Annotated in this window: 21 protein-coding genes; 8 read left to right on the top strand and 13 right to left on the bottom strand. The window is 73.7% G+C overall.

Annotation, left to right across the window (positions count from 1 at the left end):
- Positions 1–3: 3 nt before the first annotated feature.
- From ACFV4G_RS13695 to ACFV4G_RS13685, 3 genes are all read right to left on the bottom strand, one after another.
- Positions 4–1,239 (bottom strand): aromatic acid exporter family protein, encoded by a 1,236-nt coding sequence (locus ACFV4G_RS13695; RefSeq protein ID WP_380439772.1) that lies wholly within the window; start codon positions 1,237–1,239, stop codon positions 4–6.
- Between the two features lie 91 nt (positions 1,240–1,330).
- Positions 1,331–2,068: a polyprenol monophosphomannose synthase gene (locus ACFV4G_RS13690; RefSeq protein WP_380439770.1), complete on the bottom strand. Its 738-nt coding sequence runs from the start codon at positions 2,066–2,068 to the stop codon at positions 1,331–1,333.
- A 181-nt stretch (positions 2,069–2,249) separates the two neighbouring features.
- A complete protein-coding gene (locus tag ACFV4G_RS13685; protein ID WP_380439911.1) occupies positions 2,250–3,770 on the bottom strand; it encodes a N,N-dimethylformamidase beta subunit family domain-containing protein in 1,521 nt (506 codons plus the stop codon).
- A gap of 457 nt (positions 3,771–4,227) precedes the next feature.
- Here ACFV4G_RS13685 and ACFV4G_RS13680 point away from each other — a divergent pair, with 457 nt between their 5' ends.
- Positions 4,228–6,129, top strand: a complete 1,902-nt coding sequence (locus ACFV4G_RS13680) for an amino acid transporter (protein WP_380439768.1) — start codon at positions 4,228–4,230, stop codon at positions 6,127–6,129.
- A gap of 32 nt (positions 6,130–6,161) precedes the next feature.
- Here ACFV4G_RS13680 and ACFV4G_RS13675 read toward each other — a convergent pair whose 3' ends face one another.
- The 5 genes from ACFV4G_RS13675 to ACFV4G_RS13655 all read right to left on the bottom strand — a co-directional run bounded on the left by ACFV4G_RS13675 (position 6,162) and on the right by ACFV4G_RS13655 (position 10,709).
- Entirely contained in the window at positions 6,162–6,431 is a 270-nt protein-coding gene (locus ACFV4G_RS13675; protein WP_380439766.1) for a GlsB/YeaQ/YmgE family stress response membrane protein, read from the bottom strand.
- A gap of 95 nt (positions 6,432–6,526) precedes the next feature.
- Positions 6,527–7,660 carry an ABC transporter ATP-binding protein gene (locus ACFV4G_RS13670; RefSeq protein ID WP_380439764.1) on the bottom strand — a complete coding sequence of 378 codons (1,134 nt, stop codon included), beginning with the start codon at positions 7,658–7,660 and terminating at the stop codon, positions 6,527–6,529.
- Positions 7,661–7,663: 3 nt separating this feature from the next.
- Positions 7,664–8,494 carry a carbohydrate ABC transporter permease gene (locus ACFV4G_RS13665; protein ID WP_380439762.1) on the bottom strand — a complete coding sequence of 277 codons (831 nt, stop codon included), beginning with the start codon at positions 8,492–8,494 and terminating at the stop codon, positions 7,664–7,666.
- A complete protein-coding gene (locus tag ACFV4G_RS13660) occupies positions 8,491–9,450 on the bottom strand; it encodes a carbohydrate ABC transporter permease (RefSeq protein ID WP_380439760.1) in 960 nt (319 codons plus the stop codon). Before ACFV4G_RS13660 ends, ACFV4G_RS13665 begins: the two co-directional genes overlap by 4 nt.
- Positions 9,447–10,709 (bottom strand): ABC transporter substrate-binding protein, encoded by a 1,263-nt coding sequence (locus ACFV4G_RS13655; RefSeq protein ID WP_380439758.1) that lies wholly within the window; start codon positions 10,707–10,709, stop codon positions 9,447–9,449. The genes ACFV4G_RS13660 and ACFV4G_RS13655 overlap by 4 nt, the downstream gene beginning before the upstream one ends.
- Before the next feature lie 185 nt (positions 10,710–10,894).
- Here ACFV4G_RS13655 and ACFV4G_RS13650 point away from each other — a divergent pair, with 185 nt between their 5' ends.
- Positions 10,895–11,299: a hypothetical protein gene (locus tag ACFV4G_RS13650; protein WP_380439756.1), complete on the top strand. Its 405-nt coding sequence runs from the start codon at positions 10,895–10,897 to the stop codon at positions 11,297–11,299.
- Positions 11,300–11,304: 5 nt separating this feature from the next.
- On the opposite strand, the gene ACFV4G_RS13645 is transcribed toward ACFV4G_RS13650, so the two are convergent.
- Together ACFV4G_RS13645 and ACFV4G_RS13640 are read right to left on the bottom strand one after the other, a co-directional pair.
- Positions 11,305–12,198, bottom strand: coding sequence for a HEAT repeat domain-containing protein (locus ACFV4G_RS13645; protein WP_380439754.1), 894 nt, complete (start codon positions 12,196–12,198; stop codon positions 11,305–11,307).
- Between the two features lie 44 nt (positions 12,199–12,242).
- Complete coding sequence (locus tag ACFV4G_RS13640; RefSeq protein WP_380439752.1) at positions 12,243–12,965, bottom strand: TetR/AcrR family transcriptional regulator; 723 nt, start codon at positions 12,963–12,965, stop codon at positions 12,243–12,245.
- Positions 12,966–13,076: 111 nt separating this feature from the next.
- On the opposite strand from ACFV4G_RS13640, the gene ACFV4G_RS13635 reads away from it, so the two are divergent.
- Positions 13,077–14,264, top strand: a complete 1,188-nt coding sequence (locus tag ACFV4G_RS13635) for an FAD-dependent monooxygenase (RefSeq protein ID WP_380439750.1) — start codon at positions 13,077–13,079, stop codon at positions 14,262–14,264.
- Between the two features lie 36 nt (positions 14,265–14,300).
- Here ACFV4G_RS13635 and ACFV4G_RS13630 read toward each other — a convergent pair whose 3' ends face one another.
- Positions 14,301–16,178 (bottom strand): hypothetical protein, encoded by a 1,878-nt coding sequence (locus tag ACFV4G_RS13630; protein ID WP_380439748.1) that lies wholly within the window; start codon positions 16,176–16,178, stop codon positions 14,301–14,303.
- Between the two features lie 317 nt (positions 16,179–16,495).
- On the opposite strand from ACFV4G_RS13630, the gene ACFV4G_RS13625 reads away from it, so the two are divergent.
- Positions 16,496–17,125, top strand: a complete 630-nt coding sequence (locus ACFV4G_RS13625; RefSeq protein ID WP_380439746.1) for a CBS domain-containing protein — start codon at positions 16,496–16,498, stop codon at positions 17,123–17,125.
- Between the two features lie 165 nt (positions 17,126–17,290).
- Positions 17,291–17,941, top strand: a complete 651-nt coding sequence (locus tag ACFV4G_RS13620) for a beta-glucanase (protein WP_380439745.1) — start codon at positions 17,291–17,293, stop codon at positions 17,939–17,941.
- A 30-nt stretch (positions 17,942–17,971) separates the two neighbouring features.
- On the opposite strand, the gene ACFV4G_RS13615 is transcribed toward ACFV4G_RS13620, so the two are convergent.
- Complete coding sequence (locus tag ACFV4G_RS13615; protein ID WP_380439743.1) at positions 17,972–18,358, bottom strand: hypothetical protein; 387 nt, start codon at positions 18,356–18,358, stop codon at positions 17,972–17,974.
- A 152-nt stretch (positions 18,359–18,510) separates the two neighbouring features.
- On the opposite strand from ACFV4G_RS13615, the gene ACFV4G_RS13610 reads away from it, so the two are divergent.
- Positions 18,511–18,828, top strand: coding sequence for an SHOCT domain-containing protein (locus tag ACFV4G_RS13610; RefSeq protein ID WP_380439741.1), 318 nt, complete (start codon positions 18,511–18,513; stop codon positions 18,826–18,828).
- Positions 18,829–18,955: 127 nt separating this feature from the next.
- Here the strand turns inward: ACFV4G_RS13610 and ACFV4G_RS13605 are convergent, their stop codons facing one another.
- Complete coding sequence (locus tag ACFV4G_RS13605; protein WP_359958273.1) at positions 18,956–19,366, bottom strand: organic hydroperoxide resistance protein; 411 nt, start codon at positions 19,364–19,366, stop codon at positions 18,956–18,958.
- Between the two features lie 152 nt (positions 19,367–19,518).
- On the opposite strand from ACFV4G_RS13605, the gene ACFV4G_RS13600 reads away from it, so the two are divergent.
- Together ACFV4G_RS13600 and ACFV4G_RS13595 are read left to right on the top strand one after the other, a co-directional pair.
- Complete coding sequence (locus tag ACFV4G_RS13600) at positions 19,519–20,001, top strand: MarR family winged helix-turn-helix transcriptional regulator (protein ID WP_380439739.1); 483 nt, start codon at positions 19,519–19,521, stop codon at positions 19,999–20,001.
- A 296-nt stretch (positions 20,002–20,297) separates the two neighbouring features.
- A complete protein-coding gene (locus ACFV4G_RS13595; protein WP_380439737.1) occupies positions 20,298–20,888 on the top strand; it encodes an RNA polymerase sigma factor in 591 nt (196 codons plus the stop codon).
- Positions 20,889–20,998: the final 110 nt, after the last annotated feature.

The raw sequence follows: 20,998 nt of genomic DNA, 5'->3' as shown, positions 1-20,998 counted from the left end.
CGGTTATCGCCCGGTGCTCGTGGCCGGGCGGGGGCGCTCGCCGCGGAGCCACCTCCGGAGGCCGGCGAAGCGGGAGAAGCGGGCCCGGTTGGCCACGGAGGCGCGGTCCAGTTCCTCCATCAGGCGGCGGCCGCGGTGCTCCAGGTCCATCTCGTCGAGGATGCGGTCCACCTCGGCCAGGAGCGCGCCGTGCAGCTGCCAGGCCTCGGGGTGCTCCCGGACCTGGCGCAGGAGGAGCTGGGCGACGTTCTCCCGGCAGGTCCAGGCGGCCGCGAGTTCGGCGGCCAGGCGTTGCTCGGCCTCCTCAGCGTTGCGGCTCACCTGGGTTGTGACGAGGACGGCGAAGCTGACCATCGCGCCGCCGATGTGGGCCAGCAGTTCCTCCAGGGCCACGGCGACGTCCGGTTCGAACAGGCGCTCGCCGGGCTCGCGGCGCTTGGCCAGGTCGGTCAGGGAGCGGGCCAGGACGCGGATGACCACCACGCAGATCTCCAGCGTGTCCAGACCGGTGCGCAGCACCAGGCGGGAGAGGAGTCCCTCGCTGATCCGGGGGTTGAAGCGGAGGCTGTCCTCGGCCTGGCGCAGGGCCGCGTCGACCTCGGCGATCGCCTGGTCCAGGCGGCGGGCCTCGTGGAGGCGTTCGGCGGCGACGGCGACGGGGGTGGGGCGGCCCAGCTCCTCGGCGATGTCCAGGAGCAGCTGCCGGGCGCGCCGGGCGAGGTCCTCGATCGAGGCGCCGGCGGTGTCGACCCAGACGGGCGGTGCGAACAGCAGGTTGAACAGGAGGCCGACGGCGGCGCCGATCAGGGTCTCCAGGACCCGGTCCCAGGCCTGGGAGGCGAGCTTGGTGACGCCGAGGATCAGCATCGCGCTGATCGCGACCTCCTGGACGAACTCCTCGACCCGGACGAAGCGGCCGATCGTCAGCGAGGCCAGGATGATCAGCCCGAGGCTCCACCAGGAGAGCCCCACCACGGCGCTGAACCCGATCGCGATGAGCACGCCGACGACCACCGAGTTGACCCGGCGGATGCTGGTCTTGAGCGTCGAGTAGACGGTGACCTGCACCACCAGGAGCGCGGTGAGCGGCGCCGTGAGCGGGGCCGGCTCGCTGCTCAGCCGCGTCGCCACCGCGTAGGACAGGGTGGCCGCCACGGTCGCCCGGACGGTCTGGACGACGAACGGTTCTCGGGCGCCACGGCGGACGGCGGCCGTGAGGGACTCCGGGAGGATGGCCATGAGGCCCTTCTTTCCCCGCAGCCGGTGTTCACACCGCCGATCGCGCCGGAGGGCACCCGGTTGCCCGCTGCGGGGTCGGGAAACCGCCGCGTCAGGGGTTGCGGCGGTCCAGGCGCAGCTTCCAGGGGGCGAGGGCGGACTCGACCTGGACGCCGACGCTCATCTTGGACGCGCCCTCGACGCGTTCCTCGAAGCGGATCGGGACCTCGCGGATCGTCATGCCGCGCTTGACGACGCGGTAGTTCATCTCGACCTGGAACGAGTAGCCGTTGCTCTGGACGGTCGGCAGGTCGATGGCCCGCAGCGTGTCCGCCCGCCAGGCCTTGAAGCCGGCGGTGGCGTCGCGGACGCCGAGGCCGAGGATGGTGTTGACGTAGAAGTTGGCCCACGCGGAGAGGGCCTTGCGGTGCCACGGCCACTCGGAGGCGGTCGAGCCGCCGGGCACGTAGCGGGAGCCGAGCACCACGGCGGTGTCGCCGGTGAGGAGGGTCCGGACCATCTCGGGTATCGCCGTGGCCGGGTGCGACAGGTCGGCGTCCATCTGCACGACGACGTCGGCGCCCTCGTCGAGGGCGCGGGCCATGCCCGCGAGGTAGGCGCGGCCGAGGCCGTCCTTCTCGGTGCGGTGCAGGACGCCGATCCGGCCGTCCGCGCCGGCCGCCAGCTTGTCGGCCAGCTCGCCGGTGCCGTCCGGGGAGTTGTCGTCGACCACCAGCAGGTGCAGGTTCGGCACCGGCAGCTGTGCCAGCAGGCCCGCCAGGACCGGAAGGTTCTCCCGCTCGTTGTACGTGGGGACGACGACAACGACCTTGGGGGAGGCCTCGACCATGCTCTGTTCCCTACCCGCGCTCTCCGGCCGGAGCCCGTGCCCCGCCTCACGGGCGTCCGTGATCTGCTGATCGGACCGTGCGAGTGTAGCCGTGCTGCGGGACGGCCCGGCCCCGGGGCCCCGGCCGGCGGGCGGGTGCGGCGGCGTCGGAGGTCGGTTCGACCGCGATGGACCGCCGGGGTTACTTCCCGCCGTAGACGGCGGCGAGGTTGTCGCTCGCGGGGTGGGTGCGGCCGGCCGGGCCGGCGGCGAAGGCGCGCAGGACGTTCTCGGTGACCTTGCGCACCAGGTCGCCGGCCTTGGCGTCGATGCCGTGGTCGGCGCCGGTGCCCCCGGGGCCGCGCGCGTCGAGCGTCTCCACCCAGCGCATCGTCCCGGTGGCGAACACCCCGGCGCCGCTCGGGACGGTGTAGTAGGCGGTGTCGGCGTGCGAGCGGCGGCCCTCGCAGACGACGGGGGAGTGGGCGATGACCTCGATCGGGTGCGGGACGGGGAAGGCGGTGTCCACCTTGTCGTACTCGACGCCGACCAGGTGCGGGAAGGACGCGCCCGCGGCGACGCCGGTGCCCGCGAACGCCCAGTGGTCGGGCGCGCCGACGACGTAGGGCGCGTCCACGGGGTAGCCGTCGTAGATGACGCCGAGCATCGAGCTCTCCGGGTCGGCGCCCGGGCCGGTGCGGAAGTCGGTGGTGGCCGGTGCGCCCGCCTGGTACCCGGGGTCGCTCGCCCAGGCGTCCTTGTAGCAGACCACCGTGCGGTCCGGCCCGAGGTCGGTGGGCTCGAACCGGACCCGGCGGAAGCAGCAGTTCGCCCCCAGGAAGGCCACGTTGGTGCCGGCGTCCCGGGCCGCGACGACGTTGGCGCGCTGCTCGGGGGACCAGTACTCGTCGTGACCGAGCGACAGGACGGCGGTGGCGCCGCGCAGCAGCGCGGGCTCGCGGGCCACGTCGATCCCGGTCGTGTACGCGAGCGGGATGCCGAGCTGCTCGGCGAAGGAGACCAGCGGCGCCTCGTAGACCAGGAACAGCCCGGCGCCGTGGTCGTAGTCGTACGGGCGGTCGAAGACGACCTTCAGCGAGCGGGTGGCGAGGCCGCCGGTCGGGCCGTTGTAGAGGCTGTACCCGCCCCACTCGTTGTAGGCCTGCCACGTCGCCGGGGCGCTCACCACGACGGTCCGCCCGGCGGTGACGGCCGAGCGGACGGTGAGCGGGACGTAGCGCTGGCCGGAGCCGTCCTCGGCGTCCAGGCGCAGCAGGTACGCGCCCTCGGGCCAGCCGGCCGTGTCGACGGCGAGGGTGCGCTGCCAGCCGGTGAGGACGGTGCGGGTCGTGCCGTCCACGTGCGGCGCGGGCTGCTTGGCGCCCGGCACGTGTTCGCGGCGCCACACCAGGCGGGCGCGGGCGCCGCCGTACCAGCCGATCCGGTAGGCGGACACGGTGAACGCGGCGGCCGGTGTGGAGACGTGCAGGCCGACGGGTTCGCCGGGCAGGACGCTGACGCGGTCGGCGAAGCCCTCGATGGCGCCGGCCGGGCCGGGGTTGGTGATCTCCCAGTCGGCGTTGCCGGGCAGTGACTGCTCGGGCTGGTGGTCGTCCTTGAGGCCGGCCCGCTGCGGGGTCGCGCCGGCGGGGTCGGGGGAGGGCGCGGGGCTCGCGGGTTCGTCGGAGTGATGGGTGCCGCAGGAGGTGAGGGCCGCGGCCATCAGGCCCAGACCGAGGACCCCTCGTCGGCTCGGTTCCGCCCGCTGGTCCGCCACGTCGGCCTCCCGGTTGCCCGTCTCGGTGTTCTCTACCCGCTCGCCCGTGCGTCAAGGCGCGCGCACATCCTCACTCTTTCCGGTCATGGTCTCGCACCCGCCGCGCCGGGCTTGCGACGGGTTCGCGCGCCCTCGCCGCACGTCCCGCGCCCGTGCGCCACCGGAGAGGGCCGTCCGGGGGCTCCCCGGCGCGTCCGGTCGCGCGGTTCCCCTGCGGCGCCGATCCGGTCCCTTAGCCTGACCGGGCCGTCCGCCCGGCGGCCAGGGGGTCAGGAGCCGTGGCGGCCCGGCCGCGTCATCGACACATCGACACGAGTCATGGACAGGGGTGTACGTGGTTTCGTCGGGTACGGCCGACCCGGGGGTGGCCCCTCCGACACGCGGCACGAGGTTCCGGGCCTGGATGCTGGAAGGCCTGGCGGACATGGCCAAGCAGCACCCCGGGCCGCACGCGCAGGCCCCGCACGAGAAGGGCGCGGCCTGGTGGCGCGTCATGTGCCTGACCGGCCTCGACTACTTCTCCACCCTCGGCTACCAGCCCGGCATCGCGGCCCTCGCCGCCGGCCTGCTCTCGCCGGTCGCGACGGTCGTGCTGGTGCTCGTCACCCTCTGCGGCGCGCTGCCGGTCTACCGCCGGGTGGCCGTCGAGAGCCCGCACGGCGAGGGCTCGATCGCCATGCTGGAACGGCTGCTGTCGTTCTGGCAGGGCAAGCTCTTCGTGCTGACGCTGCTCGGCTTCGCCGCCACCGACTTCATGATCACCATCACGCTGTCGGCCGCCGACGCCACCGCGCACCTGATCGAGAACCCCCACCTGCACAGCGCCCTGTCCGGCAAGCAGGTGCTGCTCACGCTGATCCTGGTGGCCCTGCTCGGCGCGGTGTTCCTCAAGGGCTTCAGCGAGGCGATCGGCCTGGCCGTCGTGCTCGTCGCCGTCTACCTCGCGCTCAACGTCGTGGTCGTCGCCAACGGCATCTGGCACCTGTTCAAGACCCCGCACGTGTTCGGCGACTGGACCGACGGGCTCACCGCCGAGCACGGCAACGCCTTCGCGATGATCGGCGTGGCGCTCATCGTCTTCCCCAAACTCGCCCTCGGCCTCTCCGGGTTCGAGACCGGCGTCGCCGTGATGCCCCACATCGAGGGCGACCCGGACGACACCGAGGAGAAGCCGACCGGGCGGATCCGCGGCGCCCGCAAGCTGCTCACCACCGCGGCCGTGATCATGAGCGTCTTCCTCATCACCACGAGCCTCATCACGACGCTGCTCATCCCGAAGGACGCCTTCAAGACCGGCGGCCCGGCCAACGGGCGGGCGCTCGCCTACCTCGCCCACGAGAACCTGGGCAGCGCCTTCGGCAGCGTCTACGACCTGTCGACCATCGCCATCCTCTGGTTCGCCGGCGCCTCCGCGATGGCCGGGCTGCTGAACCTCATGCCGCGCTACCTGCCCCGCTACGGCATGGCCCCGCACTGGGCGCGCGCCGTGCGGCCGACGGTCATCGTGCTCACCCTGATCGCCTTCCTCGTGACCTGGATCTTCGACGCCAACGTCGACGCGCAGGGCGGCGCCTACGCGACCGGCGTGCTGGTGCTGATCAGCTCCGCCGCCGTCGCCGTCACCATCGCCGCCCGCAAGGCCAGGGAGAAGCGCTGGACCGTCATCTTCGCGGTGATCGCCGCGGTCTTCCTCTACACCACGGTCGTCAACGTCGTCGAACGGTCCGACGGCGTGAAGATCGGCGCCTGCTTCATCGCCGGGATCATGCTGGTCTCCTTCCTCTCCCGGCTCAAGCGCGCCTTCGAACTGCGCGTCACCGACGTCGTCCTGGACGAGACGGCCGAGCGCTTCGTGCGCGACTACACCCACCGGCCGCTGCGGCTGATCGCCAACGAGCCGAACAGCCGCGACCTCGCCGAGTACCGGGACAAGATCCGCCAGATCCGCGCCGACAACGACATCCCGGCCGAGGACGACCTCGTCTTCGTCGAGGTCACCGTGCTCGACCCGTCCGACTTCGAGGCCGAACTGACCGTCCACGGCGAGGTGCTGCACGAGCGCTACCGCGTGCTCGCGCTGGAGAGCTCCAGCGTGCCGAACGCGCTGGCGGCGCTGCTGCTCCGGGTCAGGGACCTGACCGGGCAGCAGCCGCACATCTACTTCGAGTGGACGGAGGGCAACCCCTTCGCCCAGTTCCTGCGGTTCTTCCTGCTCGGGCAGGGCGAGATCGCGCCGGTCACCCGCGAGGTGCTGCGCGAGGCCGAGCCCGACCGCGGCCGCCGCCCGGCCGTGCACGTCGGCTGAAGGGCCGCTCGGCCGGGAGCCGGACGAGGCGCCTAACGGTTCGGCCGGGACTTGGACCAGGCCGGTGCGACGAAGGCCACCAGCGCCACCGCGAAGGCCAGTTGGAGGATGTGCCGGATCCAGTCGATGCCCGACGTGTGGCGCACGCCGACCCAGCCGGAGACCGCGTTGCCGAGCCAGGCGCCGGCGGCACCGAGCAGCATCGTCAGCCACCACGGGATCGACTGCGGCCCGCGCAGGATGAGCTTGGCCAGCACGCCCAGGACGAAGCCGATGAGCAGAATCCACAGGAGCTGGAACATCGCAGTCCACCTTTCGGGCGGGGCCGCCCCGTCGGGGTCCGTCCCATGATCGCCCGATTCGGCCGGACGGGCACCTCGGCGGGCCGCGCCGCTGGTCAGCGGGCCGCCGAGGTGAGCGCGGCGCCCGTGCCGGGGTCGAAGACGTGCATCCGGGCGGTGTCCACCCACAGCTCCAGCGGGCGGCCCTCGGCGGCCCGCGTGGCGGTGCCGATCCGGGCCACCACCTCGGGGCCGCCGTCGGAGCCCGAACCGGCACCGGTCCGCGCGGTGAAGTGCACGAACACGTCCGAACCGACCGACTCCAGCACCTCGACGCCCACCGTCACCGTCCGCCCGCCGCGCCGCTGCTCCAGCAGCGCCGCGTCCTCGAAGTGCTCGGGGCGGATGCCCACGACCACCCGGCGCGGCGCGTCGGCCTCCTCCAGCCGCCGCCGCAGCCGGTCGTCGAGGGGCAGCTCGCCCAGCGCGGTGCGCAGCACACCCTCCTCCAGGGTCGCGTCCAGGACGTTCATGGCGGGCGAGCCGATGAAGCCGGCGACGAACAGGTTCACCGGGCGGTCGTAGAGCTCCTGCGGTGGGCCGGCCTGCTGGACGACGCCGCCGCGCATCACCACGACGCGGTCGCCCAGCGTCATCGCCTCGACCTGGTCGTGGGTGACGTAGACCGTCGTGGTGCCGAGGCGGCGCTGGAGGCGGGAGATCTGGGTGCGCATCTGCACCCGCAGCCGGGCGTCCAGGTTGGACAGCGGCTCGTCCATCAGGAAGGCCTTCGGCGCGCGGACGATCGCCCGGCCCATCGCGACCCGCTGGCGCTGTCCGCCGGAGAGCTGCGCCGGGCGGCGCTCCAGGTGCTCGGTGAGGTCGAGGACGCGGGCGGCCTCCTCGACCTTGCGGGCGATCTCCGCCTTGTCCGCCCCGGCCAGCCGCAGGGCGAAGCCCATGTTCTGGCGCACCGTCATGTGCGGGTAGAGGGCGTAGCTCTGGAACACCATGGCGATGTCCCGGTCCTTCGGCGCGAGGTCGTTGACGATCCGGCCGCCGATCCGCAGGGTGCCCGCGGTGATGTCCTCCAGGCCCGCGATCATGTTGAGGGTGGTGGACTTGCCGCACCCGGACGGGCCGACCAGGATCACGAACTCCCCGTCCGCGATGGTCAGATCGACGCCCCGCACGGCGACCGCGCCGTCCGGGTAGTGCTTGGTGAGTCCGTCCAGGACGAGCTCGGCCATCCGTCACCCCTTCACTGCGCCGGCGGTCAGGCCGGCCACGATGCGCCGCTGGAACAGCAGCACGAAGACCACGATCGGGACGGTGATCACCATGGCCGCCGCGGCGATCGACCCGGTCGGCTGCTGGAACTGCGAGCTGCCGGTGAAGAACGCGATCGCCGCCGGGACGGTCCGCGCGGCGCGGGTGGAGGTGAGCGAGATCGCGAACAGGAAGTCGTTCCAGCAGAAGATGAAGACCAGGATCGCCGTGGTGAACACCCCGGGCGCCGCCAGCGGGGCGATGACCAGCCGGAACGCCTGCCACGGCGTGGCGCCGTCGACCCGGGCCGCCTTCTCCAGGTCCCACGGGATCTCCCGGAAGAACGCGGACAGGGTGTAGATCGCCAGCGGCAGCGAGAAGGTCGTGTACGGGATGATCAGACCGGGCCAGGTGTCGAACAGGCCCAGCACGCGCTCGATGTCGAAGAGCGGGGACACCAGCGAGATCGGCGGGAACATCGCGATCAGCAGCGACATGCCGATCAGCAGCCGCTTGCCGGGGAAGCGCAGCCGGGCGACGGCGTAGGCGGCCATGGTGCCGAGCACGACGGCGACGGTGGTCGCGATGACGGCGATGCCGACCGAGTTGAGCAGCGCGCGGGTGAACTCGGAGGTGCGGAAGATGCCGCGGTAGTTCTCCAGCGTCCAGCGGCGGGGCACGAAGTCGCCGTCGGTGAGGGTGCTCGGATCCTTGAAGGAGAGCGCGGCGATCCACCAGACCGGGAACAGCGCGTAGAGCACGACGACGGTGTTGACGATCGTCCACGCGGACCAGCGGCGGGTGTCGGCGTTCATCGGCGGTCCTCCCCGGCGCCCGGCGCCGCCGCGCCGAACACCGTGACGAAGACGAGGGCGATGGCCGCCACGCACAGGAAGACGAGGACCGAGATCGCCGAGCCGATGCCGAGGTTGAGGGCGGTGAACAGGTTGTCGTAGCCGAGGATCGAGACCGAGCCGGTGTTGTCGGAGCCGCCGGTCAGCACGTAGATGTCGTCGAAGACGCGGAACGCGTCGAGCGTGCGGAACAGCAGCGCCACGAGGATCGCCGGCTTCATCAGCGGCAGGACGACGAGGCGCAGGCGCTGCGCCGGGCCCGCGCCGTCCACCTGGGCGGCGCGCAGCGTCTCCTCGGGCACCAGGGCGAGGCCCGCGAGCAGCAGGAGCGCCATGAACGGCGTCGTCTTCCACACCTCCGCGAGGATGATCAGACCGATCGCCTGCCAGTGGTCGGTGAGCGGCGCGCTGCCCGCCGGGAGCAGGGCGGCCAGGTAGCCGGTGCCCGGCGTCCAGGCGTACTGCCACGAGTACGCGGCGACGACCGTCACGATGCCGTACGGCACCAGGACGGCGGTGCGGACGGTGCCCCGCCACAGGACCGTCCGGTGCATCACCAGGGCGAGCGCGAGGCCGAGCGCGAGCTCGACCGTCACCGAGACGACGGTGATCACGACCGTCACCCACAGCGCCTGCCACCAGTACGGACTCGACAGCACGGCGGCGTAGTTGTCGAACCAGACGAAGCGGGCGTGCTGCGGGAAGCGCAGGTCGTAGCGCTGGAGCGAGAGGTAGACGGCGTAGCCGACCGGGTAGGCCGTGACCGCCGCCATCACGAGGACGGCCGGGGCGCACAGGAGCCAGCCGAGGCGGCGCTCCTCGCGGGAGCCGGCGGACGCCTTGGCCGCGGCGGTCGTCGGTGCGGTGGTCGTCGGTGCGGCGGGCGGCGGCGGTGCGGCGGGCGGCGGTGCGGTCACGGGATCAGCCCTTTCGAGCCGAGTGCGTCCTTGATCTGGCCGGACAGGTCGGCGACGGTGCGTTCCGGGTCCACGGCGGACGGCGGCGACAGCGCGTGGGCGATGGCGATCGAGACGTTCTGGTAGGCGGGCGTCCGCGGGCGCAGCGAGGCGTTGTCGAGGGCGGTGAGGACGTCGGCGGCGAAGGGGTAGCTGTCGGTCAGCTCCGGCGCGGTGTACAGGCTCCGGAGGGAGGGCGGCAGGCCGCCCTTGAGCGCGTTGACGAGCTGGTTGTCGCGGTTGCGCAGGCAGAGCGTCGCCTCGTGGGCGAGGTCCGGGTGGTGGCCGTAGGCGCCGACGGCGAGGTCGATGCCGCCGATCGTGACGGCGGCCGGGCGGTCCGGGGTGACGGCGGGGTAGGGCGCCCAGCGGAAGTGGGGGAACAGGTCAGGGCGGTCGGCCTTCATCGCCGGGTAGACGAACGGGTAGTTGACCTCGAAGGCCGCCGTGCCGGACTCCAGGGCGAGCCGGTCCTGGTCCTCCATCTGGTTGGCGAGCGACGGGTCGGCGGCGGGGGAGCGGGCGAGGTCACGGATGACGCCGGCCGCGGTGACGGCGGGCGGCCCGAGCGCCGGCGCGCTCGCGTCGGGGGTGAGGACCGAGCCGCCGGCGCTGCTCACGAGGGTGTTGAACCAGACGGTCAGGCCCTCGTACTGGGCGCCCTGCACCTCGACGTAGTGCGGCTTGCCCTGCTTGGCGAGGGCGTCCGCCTGCGCGAGCAGCTCGGTCCAGGTGCGGGGCGGGGTGGGGGTCAGGTCGTCGCGGTACCAGAGGAGCTGGGTGTTGGAGTTGTACGGCGCGGCGTAGAGGCGGTCCTTCCAGGTGGCCGTCTCCAGTGCGGCGGGGAGGGTGTCGGCGGTGACCTCGTCCTTCTGCGCACCCGTCCACTCGCGGATCCAGCCCGCCTCCGCGAACTCCGGGGCCCACGTGACGTCCAGGCCCATGATGTCCACGCCCGCGTCGTGCGCGGCGAGCCGGCGGACGAGCTGCTGGCGCTGGCCGTCGGCGGTGCGCGGGAGCTTGTCGTACCGGATCGTGTAGCGGCCGCCGGCGGCCCGGCTGCAGACGTCGGCGGCCTGTTGGAGGGCGCCGGAGTCGTCCGGGAAGTTGTACCAGTCGAGCGTCGCCGGGCCGGTGGTGGCGCTTCCGGTACCGCCGCAGGCGGTCAGCAGGAACGCGAGCAGCACCAACTGCGGCCGTGGGCAACGGCGTTTCGGCATGTCACTCCCGGAACTCCCGGACGACCCCGGGCTCGACGGCGCGCGTCCCGCCACGCTAGGGCAACGGACGTGCACGGACGAGGACTTCGCGGCCGTGGCGCCGACCGACGGTTGCGCGGCGGCAGTGCGCGCGCCCCGCTGAGTACGATGTGCCCCCAACGGGTCGAGCGTTCACGGGGGCCGGCATGACGGAGTTCGCGACTTTCGGGTGTGAGGCGTGCTGCGCCGAGGACGCGCTGGTGGCGCGGGAGCACCACTACAGCTACAGCGGGGTCCGGATCGAGAAGATGATCCAGGACGACTCGCACTTCATCGTCTCCGTCAAACGCTGCGAGCTCTGCTCGCAGGCCTTCGTGAGTGTCTTCACCGAGTACGTCGACTGGGCTGCCTCCAACGACGCCCAGTACCGGACCGTGCTCCCCGTCACGGACGCCGAGGCCGCCGACCTGATGGAGGGTCGCCTGACCCCGCACCAGGCCGGCGCCCTGGGCCGCGGCCGCCGCTACCTGCAGAGCGACTGGCCGAGTGACGCCGACGACCCCACCGTGTACTGGAGCGGCGGGGTGTTCGAGGTGCGGGAGGGGTACTGACGGGTTCAGTCCTCCAGGGCCGCCTCGGCCGCCGCGCGGACGTCGGGGTGGGGGTCGGCGGCCAGGGTGGTGAGGAGTTCGCGCGTGCCGGGGGTGGTCCAGTTGTAGGCGGCCCATGCGACTGCCTCGCGGACGTCGGGGTGGGGGTCGGCGGCCAGGGCGGTGACGAGCTCGCGCGCGCCGGGGGTGGACCAGGCGTTGAGGGCCTGGACAAGGGCTTGGCGGACTTCGGGGGCGGGGTGGTCGGCCAGGTGGGCCACGCGCTCGACGGGGCCCCGGCGGCGCAGGGAGAACCAGTGGAGGGTGTCGCGGAGCCGGGCGGGGTCGCCCGGGGTGCCGGCGGCGTCGATGCGGGCGAGGAGGACGCGTGCGGGTGGGGGCGGGCCGTCCAGGGGGTGCGGATTGCGTTCGCGCAGGCGGCGGCTGCCGTACCCGCCGAGGACCTGGCACCCGTAGCACGTGCAGGGGCGGGTGCCGTGGGCGTTCGGGACGTAGCGCCAGCCGGTCACCTGCGGGGCGGTGCGGATCCGGTGGATCTCGCGGGAGGCCACGGCGCGGGAGAGGAAGACCTCCCAGCCGCGCGGGTCCGGCAGCGCGCGGATCCGGTGCACGGCCTCGGCGGCCGTCATCGGGAGCTGGGCGTCCTTGGCGCGGTCCCGGTAATGGCCGGCCAGGACCGGTTCGTCGTCGGGCAGGCGGACGTGCACCGCGACGAGCCCGCCCGGCCTGCCGAACCGGGCCAGCTCGCGCAGCCACTGGTGGGTCAGGGTGTACGAGGGCAGGACGGGGAAGCAGTACACGCCGCGCGCGCCGCCCTGGCCGCGGCTGTCGGCCCGGATGCCGGCGCGGCGGACCCGCGGTGCGTCCGCGGTCGAGGTCAGGTGCACGAACATCGCCATGGGGCGGCATCGTAGCGACCGCTCCCCGGCCGCTTCGAATGGATTTACGGCCGGGCGGCGCGTTGCTCGATCAGGGCCGCCAGGCCGTCCAGGATCCGGGCGAGGCCGAAGTCCAGGGCGTTGTCCCGGCCGCCCGGTTCGGCCATCGCGGCGGCGAGGGCGGGGTAGTCGTCGGCATGCTGCCGGACCAGCCCGCCCAGGATGGTCAGGAGTCGGGCCTCGGGGGAGCCCTCCGCCCCGGCGGCGCGCGCCTGCTGGACGATGCCGCGGACGTGTCCGGCGAGCAGGACGGCGGCGTCCATGCGCTCGGCGCCGGTCAGACCGTGGCCGTCCAGGGCGGACACGACCCGCTCCAGCCAGGCGAGTTCTTTCGGGCCCATCACGCGGGGTCCGACGGTGGCGTCGAGCAGCCACGGGTGGGCGACGAACGACCGTGTCAACTCCCGGGCCCAGGTGGCGAGGTGGTCCCGCCAGTGACCGTCCGCCGGTCCGGCCGGCGGCTCGGCCACAGCGAACTCGACCATCAGTGCGACGAGTTCGGCCTTGCCGGGGACGTACCGGTAGAGCGCCATCTTCGTGTAGTCGAGCAGACCGGCGACGCGCTGCATCGAGACGGCGCCGAGGCCTTCCGTGTCCGCGACCTCGATGCCCGCCGCGGCGATCCGCTCCAGGCTGAGGGCCGGCTTCGGCCCGCGCGTGGGCTTGGCCGGCGGGCCCCAGAGGAGCCGGACGGTCTCGTTCGCCGGCTCGTCCACGTCTGCCGCCACGTCCGCTCCTCGGGCTCTTGCGTCCGGAATCAACTGTGTCTACCGTACACAGCAATGTAACTGTGTCTGATGGACGCAGTTGTGGACTCGTTCCGGACGGAGTGGTTTCCCGTGAGCACCAAGGTCCTGATCTCGGGCGCGAGCATCGCCGGCCCTGCCCTCGCCCACTGGCTCGGCCGGTACGGCTTCGACGTCACCGTCGTCGAGCTGGCCCCCGCGCTGCGCGGCGGCGGGCAGGACGTCGACTTCCGTGGCACGACCCACCTGACCGTGCTGGAACGGATGGGCGTGCTCGACGAGCTGCGCGCGCTCGGCACCGGTGGCAGTCCGATCACCTTCGTCGGCCCGGACGGGCGCAGGCTCCTCCACCTGCCCGCCGAGTTCGCGGGCGGCGACGTGGAGGTCCCGCGCGGCGAGCTGGCCCAACTGCTGCACCGGCGCAGCTCCGACCGCGCCGAGTACGTCTTCGGTGACTCGATCACCGCGCTGGAGGAGACGCCGAACGGGGTCCGGGTGGCCTTCCGGCGCGGCGCGGAGCGCGAGTTCGACCTGGTGATCGGCGCCGACGGGCTGCACTCCACCGTCCGGCGCCTCGCTTTCGGCCCCGAGGATCGGTACGTCCGCCACCTCGGCTACTACGCGGCCACCTGGCAGTTGCCCAACGACACCGGCCTGGCGCCCGGTTCGGTCGGGCTGAACGTGCCCGGCCGGCTCGCCGCGGTCGGCGCCGACCACCGCGACCCGACCCGGGCCGGCGCCTTCTTCCTCTTCGCGTCCCCCGAGCTCGTCCACGACCGCCACGACCCGGGGCAGCAGAAGGAATTCGTCCGGTCCGCGTTCGACGGCCTGGGCTGGGAGGTGCCCCGGCTCCTGGAGAGCCTGCGGGCCGCGCCCGAGCTGTACTTCGACTCGATCAGCCGGGCCGACGTCCCCGCGTGGTCGACCGGGCGGATCGGCCTGCTCGGCGACGCGGCCTGCGGTGCCACCATCGGCGGGATGGGCACCGGCACCGCCGTCGTGGCCGCGTACGTCCTCGCGGGCGAGCTGGCCCGGGCGCGCGGCGACCACCGCACCGCCTTCGCCCGCTACGAGCGCCTGCTACGCGGCTATGCCCAGGGGTGCCAGAAGGGCGGGGACCGCACCGGCCCGTTCCTGGCGCCGCGCACCGCCGCCGGCCTGCGGGTGCGCAATGCGCTGCTGAACCGGCGGTGGGTGCTGGACCGGATGCTGGCGCTGGGCAAGCAGGTGAGCAGTGTCGAGCTGCCGGACTACGAGGCCGAGTCGGCGGTCGGGCGCTGAGGTCGGCCGGCGGAAGGGCGGTCAGCGGAGGGGCGGTCAGCGCAGTGGTGTGATGCGGGCGCCGTTGTCCAGGACGGCTTCGACCTGGGCGGTCGCGGGGGCCGGGCGTTCGAGGGCGAGGGTGTGGTCCGGGGCGGGGCGGTCGGCGGACCAGTCGGGGCCCTTGGCGGTGAGCCGGGTGACGCGGCGGCTGCCGGCGGCGAGGAGGAACTCGGTGCCCTGCGGGGAGCGCCACCACGTGGAGCCGACGGTGTCCTGCTCGAAGCGGCTGCACGCCCGGCCCTGGCCGCCGCCGGTGCGCTGGGGGCCGCGGGCGGAGGGCAGCAGGACGGTGGTCGCGGCGCTGCCGTCGCCGTTCCAGCGGTCGGTGCGCAGGCACGTCCAGGTCGCGGTGCCCGCGTTCTGCGGCAGGGGCTGGACGGCGAACGCCCAGAGTTCGAGCTGTTTGACACCGGGTGTGGCGTCCGGGACGGCACACCCGCCGTGCGCCCAGGCGACGAGCGCGTCCGGACCGGTGGCCTCGCGCGGTGCGCGCGCAGGGCCGGGGCCGCCGGTGGGGGTGGGGGTGCCCTGGGCGGGCGGCGGGGTGTAGGTGAGGTGGGCGGGCACGAGGCCGCCGACGTCGGCGAGGAGGAAGGTGTGCTTCTCGGCGACCACGGGGGAGGAGTGCAGCTGGAGCACGGTGGCACCCTGGCAATCGGCGAGGGCGCCGGTCGGCGCCGCCGCGGTGATGCCGTCCGGGTGGTCCAACGCGCGTGCGGGGGCGTCGGGTTGGTCGATCCGTCGGGTCTCGGCGGCATCCACCCAGGGGGCCAGGAGGTAGCGGGCGGTGGTGCCCTGGCGGCGCAGCACGACGGCGCCCGCCGTCGTCACGTCGGAGTCGTCGGCGCGGGCGAGGTCCAGGCCGCCGCCGGGGCCGTCGGTGTAGCGGGCGAGGTGCGGGCCGTCGTACAGGACGACGACGGCGGTGCCGTCCACCGTGCCGGCGAACAGCAGGCTCGGCGTGGTGGCGGGCGGGGTGGCGTCGGCGCCGGGCTCGACGCGGGTCAGCGCGCCGGGGTGAGTCCAGGCGGCGAGGGCGCGGCCGAGCAGGGCGTCGTCGTCGCGGCGGTCGCCGCGCGCGGGCCAGGCGGTGAAGTCGAGCCGGGCGGTGTGCTGCCACTGGTCGGCCGGGACGTGGCCGAGCTTGGCCGGGTCGACGACCGAGCCGGCCGGGGCGACGACCAGCGGGCGGCTTTGCGGGGTGACGCCGGAGCCGCCGCCGAGGACGGCCGCGGTGGTGGTGAGGCCGAGGACGGCCACGGCGAGCGCGGCGGTGCGGGCACGGCGACGGCGCAGCAGGTCGGTGGCCTGGACGCGGACGGCGCACGGGTCGAAGGCGGGCGGTTCCGTGTCCGTGCGCAGGCCGGCAACGGCCGCGATCGCGTCCTCCGGGCGCTCGACTCCCGCACGGCGCAGGACCTCCGCCACGCGCTCCGGCGTGAGCTCCTCGACCGCGCGCAGGGCGAACGCCACCCGCGCTGGCGCGGCGAGCCCGGCGAGCGCCCGGTCCAGCTCCGCGTCCGCCTCGTCGCCGTGCGGGGTGAACAGCCGCAGTCCCCACGCGCGGGGTGCCAGCAGCCGGTGGGCGGGGTGCGGGCGCAGGGCGGCGAGCAGGACGCGGTGGCGGAGCTCGCCGTAGACGGGGTCGTCGTCGACGCCGTCCGCCGGACCGGAGCGGCGGGTCCAGCGGGACGGCAGCGCGCGCTGGACGGCGGCGTGTGCGGCGAGCACCCGGCTGTGCCGGTCGCGGTCGGCGGGCAGGGCGAGGTAGGCGAGCCGGGCCAGCCGCCGGTAGTGGCGCACCAGGGCGGCCTCGGCCTGGGCCACCGGGTGCCGGGACGGCTGCGCGGCGGTGTCTGTCGGTCCTGCCAACGGGCCCTCCCCGGAGCATGATCGTGTCGTGGTGGACGGTCCAACGAGTCGATCATGTGATGGTTGCGCCGTTCGGGCCGGCGGATCGCCGCTCGGGCGGGCGGACCGGTGCGCGAGGCCCGGGAGGATGGCCCGGCCCTCCGCTGTCGGCACCGCGTTCGGACCGGGGGCCGTAGGTCCCACCCGTTCGGCCCCTTGGCCCCTGGCGATCGCCGCCGTCGGGGGCCATGCTGCGGGTACCGGCCGGAAGGAACCGTCCGGAGGAACCCGTTGGACGAGGTGAACCTGCGTTGCGGCATGCCACCGTCGAATCAGTGATGACCAGCCCGGTGGTCCGGGTCGCGCCCGAGACCGGCTTCCGGGAGATCGTCGCGCTGCTGACCGACTACGACATCACCGGCGTGCCGGTGGTCGACGCCGACGGCCGGCCGCTGGGCGTCGTCTCGGAGGCGGACCTGCTGCGCACCCTCGCCGCCCAGGAGGACACGGGCAGCCTGCTGCCGGCCCCGGAGTCGGCGCAGGCGGGGCCCGGCGGCACCGTCACGGCGGCGGACCTGATGACGACGCAGCCGGTCTGCACCACGCCCGGCACCAGCGTCGTCGCGGCGGCCCGGCTGATGAGCCGGCACGGGCTGAAGCGCCTGCCGGTGCTGGACGAGGACGGTCGCGTGATCGGCATGGTGAGCCGCGGGGACCTCCTGCGGGTGTTCCTGCGCGAGGACCGGGTGATCCGGCGCGAGATCGTCGAGGAGGTGCTCGGGCGGATCGACGGTGTCAGCCCGGCCGAGATCGGCGTGGAGGTGGACCAGGGCCGGGTGGTGCTCAGCGGCACCGTGCCGGAGCCGCACCTCGTGCCGATCGTGCTGAACCTGTGCCGCTCGGTGGACGGCGTGGTGTCGGTGACCGACCGGCTCGACTCCGGGGGCGCGACCGCCGTCGTCGGTTGATGGTTCGCCGTCAACTCCGGGTGGGAAAGCTGGAGTTGACGGTGCCCGTGGGAAGGGCCCGGATAGCCCGGTTCACCTCCGCATACTGCGGAGCGTATCGGGTAACTCACTCTGTGTGCCCGGCGGGCAGGACTGCCGGGTCGGCGGAGCACCGGGGAGGCGGCCGTGGCAGTCGTGTTCGACGCGGACTTCACTTCGACCAGGCAGTGGATCGCCGGGCGCAGCAGCGCGTATCCCCGGATGGGGCCGACGAACCGGAGCGACCACAAACTCGACTACCTCAGCCGCTCGTACTGCCCCGGGGGCGTTTTCACGGCTGCCCGCCGGCACGCGGGCGGGCTGTGGACGTGCAGCCTGCTGACCACCGAGGGCAGTCCCGAGGGCTTCCAGGTCCGCACCGGGGACGAGCTGTCGGCGCTCGTCACGCTGCCCGTCGACGTCGGCGCGTGGCCGGCGATCTGGACCTGGCGGGACGGCGGCAACGAGGTGGACGTCTTCGAGTACCACCCGGACCACCCGGACCTCCTGGAGGTCTCCAACCACGTCCGCGGCGGGTTCCGGTACTGGCACGGCGAGGGCAGCGGCATCGGCCCGGGCGCGACCTTCGGGATGCGCGTGGTGTTCGGCGCGCACTCGGTGGACTGGTACGTCGGGGACGAGCTCGTGTACGCCGACCTGCACGGGGTCGGGGCGGGCTGGCACGCGTACCTGATCGTCAACCTGTCGGTGGCGGACGGGGTGTACCACGACCGGCCGGCGGTTGGCGGGCCGGACCGGCTCAGCTGGGTGTGCCACAGCCTGACCGTGGAGAGATGAGCCCCGGAGCCGTCGGGGTGTTCGGGGCGTTCAGCTCGGTCGGTGTTCGGGCGGGAACGTGGCGATGATCGGACCGCGCGGGCCGGAGCGCTGGAACCAGACGACCCGGCGGTGCCGGCCGATGTGCGCGGGGTGCGTCACGTAGAGGTCGTCGCGCGGGGCGGTCTCGTTGCCCGGCGCGAGGGCCGCGTCCACGGCGTCGGCGGCGATCGTGTCCAGCAGCGCGCGGGCGGTGGCCTCGGCGGCGGCCGGGGCGATGGCGAGCGCGGTGAGCTCGGCCCACAGTGCGGCGGAGACGTACGAGATCGGCGAGTGGCCGAGCGCGGGGTGCGGGCGGCCGTCCGGGTGGCGGCGGAGCACCCCTGCGGCGACGAGCTGCTCGGCGGAGCGCTCGCCGGCCGGTGTGTGGTGGTCCATGGGCCGAACGCTACCCCGGCCCGGAGCGCCGGTGGCGCCGGAACGTTTTCTCACGCTTTCCTCAGCGCACTTCGGGGGTCCGCGGGCGCACGATGGTGGTACTGGCGACAGTCACCTCGACAGGCCCGCCGTGGCCGGAGGAGGAGGTCCCGATGAGGCACTGGCACGGGTACGTGCACCACGGGCTGGGCGGCTGGGGCATCGGCCTGATGGTGCTCGTGATGCTGCTGGTCCTGGTGCTGCTGGTGCTCGCCGCCGTCGCCCTGTCCCGGTACGTCTCGCGCTCGCACCGGCCGCTGCCGCAGGGCGCGGCCGCCGCCGGGCCGCTGAGGGCGGGGATGACCGGGCCGACCCCGGAGCAGCTGCTCGCGGAGCGGTTCGCCCGCGGGGAGATCGACGCGGACGAGTACCGGCTCAGACTGGACACGTTGCGGTCCGCGAACGGGCCGGGTCCGGGGCCAGGCGGGTGAGGCGGGGGTACGGGCCGGGGCCCGCCGCATCGGGGGTGTGCGGCGGGCCCCGGAGGTCCGTGGCGGCGGTTCGCCGCGGCTGCCCGCTGCCGTGATCGGGTGATCGGGCGGGGCGGCGGCCGGACGGCTACTCGACGACGAGCTCGACCGGGATGTTGCCGCGGGTGGCGCGGGAGTACGGGCACACCTCGTGCGCCTGCTTGACCAGCAGCTCGCCGTTCTCGCCCGCGAGCGACTCGGGCAGCTCGACGCGCAGCACGACGGAGAGGCCGAAGCCGGCGCCGTCCTTGCCGATGGAGACCTCGGCGGTCACCGAGACCTCGCTGGTGTCGACCCGGGCCTGCCGGCCGACCAGGCCCAGCGCGCTGGCGAAGCAGGCCGCGTAGCCGGCCGCGAACAGCTGCTCCGGGTTGGTGCCCTGTCCGCTGCCGCCGAGTGCGGGCGGCATCGCCAGGGCGAGGTCCAGCTGCCCGTCGGAACTGACGGCGCGGCCCTCACGGCCGTTCGCGGTGGCGGCTGCGGTGTAGAGCGCGTCCATGATGCGTTCCCTTCTGCTGTTCCTGCTGGTCTGCTTTTTCGGCTTCGCTCCCGCTGCGGTGCTCCGCTGCGGCGTCCTGCCGATGACAAGTAGAGCACGCAATTCAGTTGCGCACAACTCAATCGCGTGAACCCGATCGGTACCATGGGTGCATGACCACGCCTCCCGGACACCCCGCCGCGTCGGACGAGCGCCTGCTCCGCCTCGACCAGCAGATCTGCTTCTCGCTGAACGCGGCCTCCCGCGCCTTCGGCGGCGTCTACCGGGTGCTGCTCAAGGACCTCGGGCTCACCTACCCGCAGTACCTCGTCATGCTCGTCCTGTGGGAGGACGGCGAACTGCCGGTCAAGCGGATCGGCGAGCGGCTGCGGCTGGACTCCGGCACGCTGTCGCCGCTGCTCAAGCGGCTGGAGGCGGCCGGCCTGGTGCGCCGCGAGCGCAGCCCGGAGGACGAGCGGTCGGTGACCGTCGCGCTCACCCCGGAGGGCGTCGCGCTGCGCGAGCGCGCCGGGCAGGTGCCGCGCCGGCTGCTCACCGCGACCGGGATGCCCGTCGAGGACCTCGCCGCGTTGCGCGTCCTGCTGGACCAGGTGACCGCGGCGCTGGACTCGGCGGCCGTCGAACCGGTCGAGTAGGCCCGGCCCTGCCGGGTCCGGTGTGGTCGGTCGAGTGGGGCCGCGCGCCGCGGGTCAAGTCGGCGAAACCCTTGAGTGTGATCTGCGTCACTGTCGCGCCGGGCCGGTAGGCCGGACGGGCCGGAACCGGCAGGTCAGCGCGGGTGTCCGGAAGTGAACGGAAGCGGTCGATTATTGCCCACCGCTTCGGGTCAACAACCCGCTGCTCCGGGACGGTTACACCACGAGCCCCCCGCGGGGCCGTCGGCGTGCCAACCGGTGGGCCGGCCGACCGACTCACCGAAAAGGGGAAGCGCGTGCCGACCACCCCCGGGCCGGGCGAGGAGCACGACGTGCGGACGGACCCGCTCGACGGCCTTCCGGCCGACTTCGAGGCCTTCTTCACCCGCGAGAACCCCGGCTACCTCCGGTACGCGCAGCAGCGGCTGCGCCACCGCGAGGACGCGCAGGACGCCGTCCAGAACGCCGGTGCCGTGCTCTACCAGAACTGGCGCAGGGCCCTGGCCAGCGCCGATCCGCGGGCCTTCGCGTTCAAGGTCCTCAAGGACGCGATCGTGGACGTCCTGCGCGAGCGCCACCGCGCCGAGCGCAAGCGGCTCCGGGTGATCGCCCAGCGGCGCCCGGACACCAGCCAGGACGAGCTGGAGGAGCTCGCCGAACTCGACGCCCTGGACTGGGCGATGGACGAACTCGCGCGCAGCGCCCCGGTCCAGGCCGACGTCGTCCGGCTGCGGCAGGCGGGCCTCTCCTACCCGGACATCGGCCGCGCGCTCGGCATCGCGCACACCACCGCCCGCACCTACTACAGCCTCGGGCGGCGGCACCTGGAGTACCTGCTGGAGCACGCCAGCGGCGGCGAGTCGGGCGAGGGGCGGGCGGCGGAATGAACCTCGGCGACCTGCTGCGGGCGGACTCCGCCGGGCTGGAGAGGGAGTTCCGCGACCACGACCCGGCGGACTTCACCCGGCGCCTCGCCGACCGGCTCGCGGCCGACGGC

Origin of the sequence: Kitasatospora sp. NPDC059747 (assembly GCF_042732955.1) — a bacterium.
Taxonomy (GTDB): Bacteria; Actinomycetota; Actinomycetes; order Streptomycetales; family Streptomycetaceae; genus Kitasatospora.
This window is presented reverse-complemented; position numbering and strand designations above follow the sequence as displayed.

What these genes read in the sequence shown, in the direction of transcription:
- ACFV4G_RS13695 (WP_380439772.1), bottom strand. Translation starts at nt 1,239, where the DNA reads ATGGCCATCCTCCCGGAGTCCCTCACGGCCGCCGTCCGCCGTGGCGCC.
- ACFV4G_RS13690 (WP_380439770.1), bottom strand. Translation starts at nt 2,068, where the DNA reads ATGGTCGAGGCCTCCCCCAAGGTCGTTGTCGTCGTCCCCACGTACAAC.
- ACFV4G_RS13685 (WP_380439911.1), bottom strand. Translation starts at nt 3,770, where the DNA reads ATGGCCGCGGCCCTCACCTCCTGCGGCACCCATCACTCCGACGAACCC.
- ACFV4G_RS13680 (WP_380439768.1), top strand. Translation starts at nt 4,228, where the DNA reads ATGCTGGAAGGCCTGGCGGACATGGCCAAGCAGCACCCCGGGCCGCAC.
- ACFV4G_RS13675 (WP_380439766.1), bottom strand. Translation starts at nt 6,431, where the DNA reads ATGTTCCAGCTCCTGTGGATTCTGCTCATCGGCTTCGTCCTGGGCGTG.
- ACFV4G_RS13670 (WP_380439764.1), bottom strand. Translation starts at nt 7,660, where the DNA reads ATGGCCGAGCTCGTCCTGGACGGACTCACCAAGCACTACCCGGACGGC.
- ACFV4G_RS13665 (WP_380439762.1), bottom strand. Translation starts at nt 8,494, where the DNA reads ATGAACGCCGACACCCGCCGCTGGTCCGCGTGGACGATCGTCAACACC.
- ACFV4G_RS13655 (WP_380439758.1), bottom strand. Translation starts at nt 10,709, where the DNA reads ATGCCGAAACGCCGTTGCCCACGGCCGCAGTTGGTGCTGCTCGCGTTC.
- ACFV4G_RS13650 (WP_380439756.1), top strand. Translation starts at nt 10,895, where the DNA reads ATGACGGAGTTCGCGACTTTCGGGTGTGAGGCGTGCTGCGCCGAGGAC.
- ACFV4G_RS13645 (WP_380439754.1), bottom strand. Translation starts at nt 12,198, where the DNA reads ATGGCGATGTTCGTGCACCTGACCTCGACCGCGGACGCACCGCGGGTC.
- ACFV4G_RS13625 (WP_380439746.1), top strand. Translation starts at nt 16,496, where the DNA reads ATGACCAGCCCGGTGGTCCGGGTCGCGCCCGAGACCGGCTTCCGGGAG.
- ACFV4G_RS13615 (WP_380439743.1), bottom strand. Translation starts at nt 18,358, where the DNA reads ATGGACCACCACACACCGGCCGGCGAGCGCTCCGCCGAGCAGCTCGTC.
- ACFV4G_RS13610 (WP_380439741.1), top strand. Translation starts at nt 18,511, where the DNA reads ATGAGGCACTGGCACGGGTACGTGCACCACGGGCTGGGCGGCTGGGGC.
- ACFV4G_RS13605 (WP_359958273.1), bottom strand. Translation starts at nt 19,366, where the DNA reads ATGGACGCGCTCTACACCGCAGCCGCCACCGCGAACGGCCGTGAGGGC.
- ACFV4G_RS13600 (WP_380439739.1), top strand. Translation starts at nt 19,519, where the DNA reads ATGACCACGCCTCCCGGACACCCCGCCGCGTCGGACGAGCGCCTGCTC.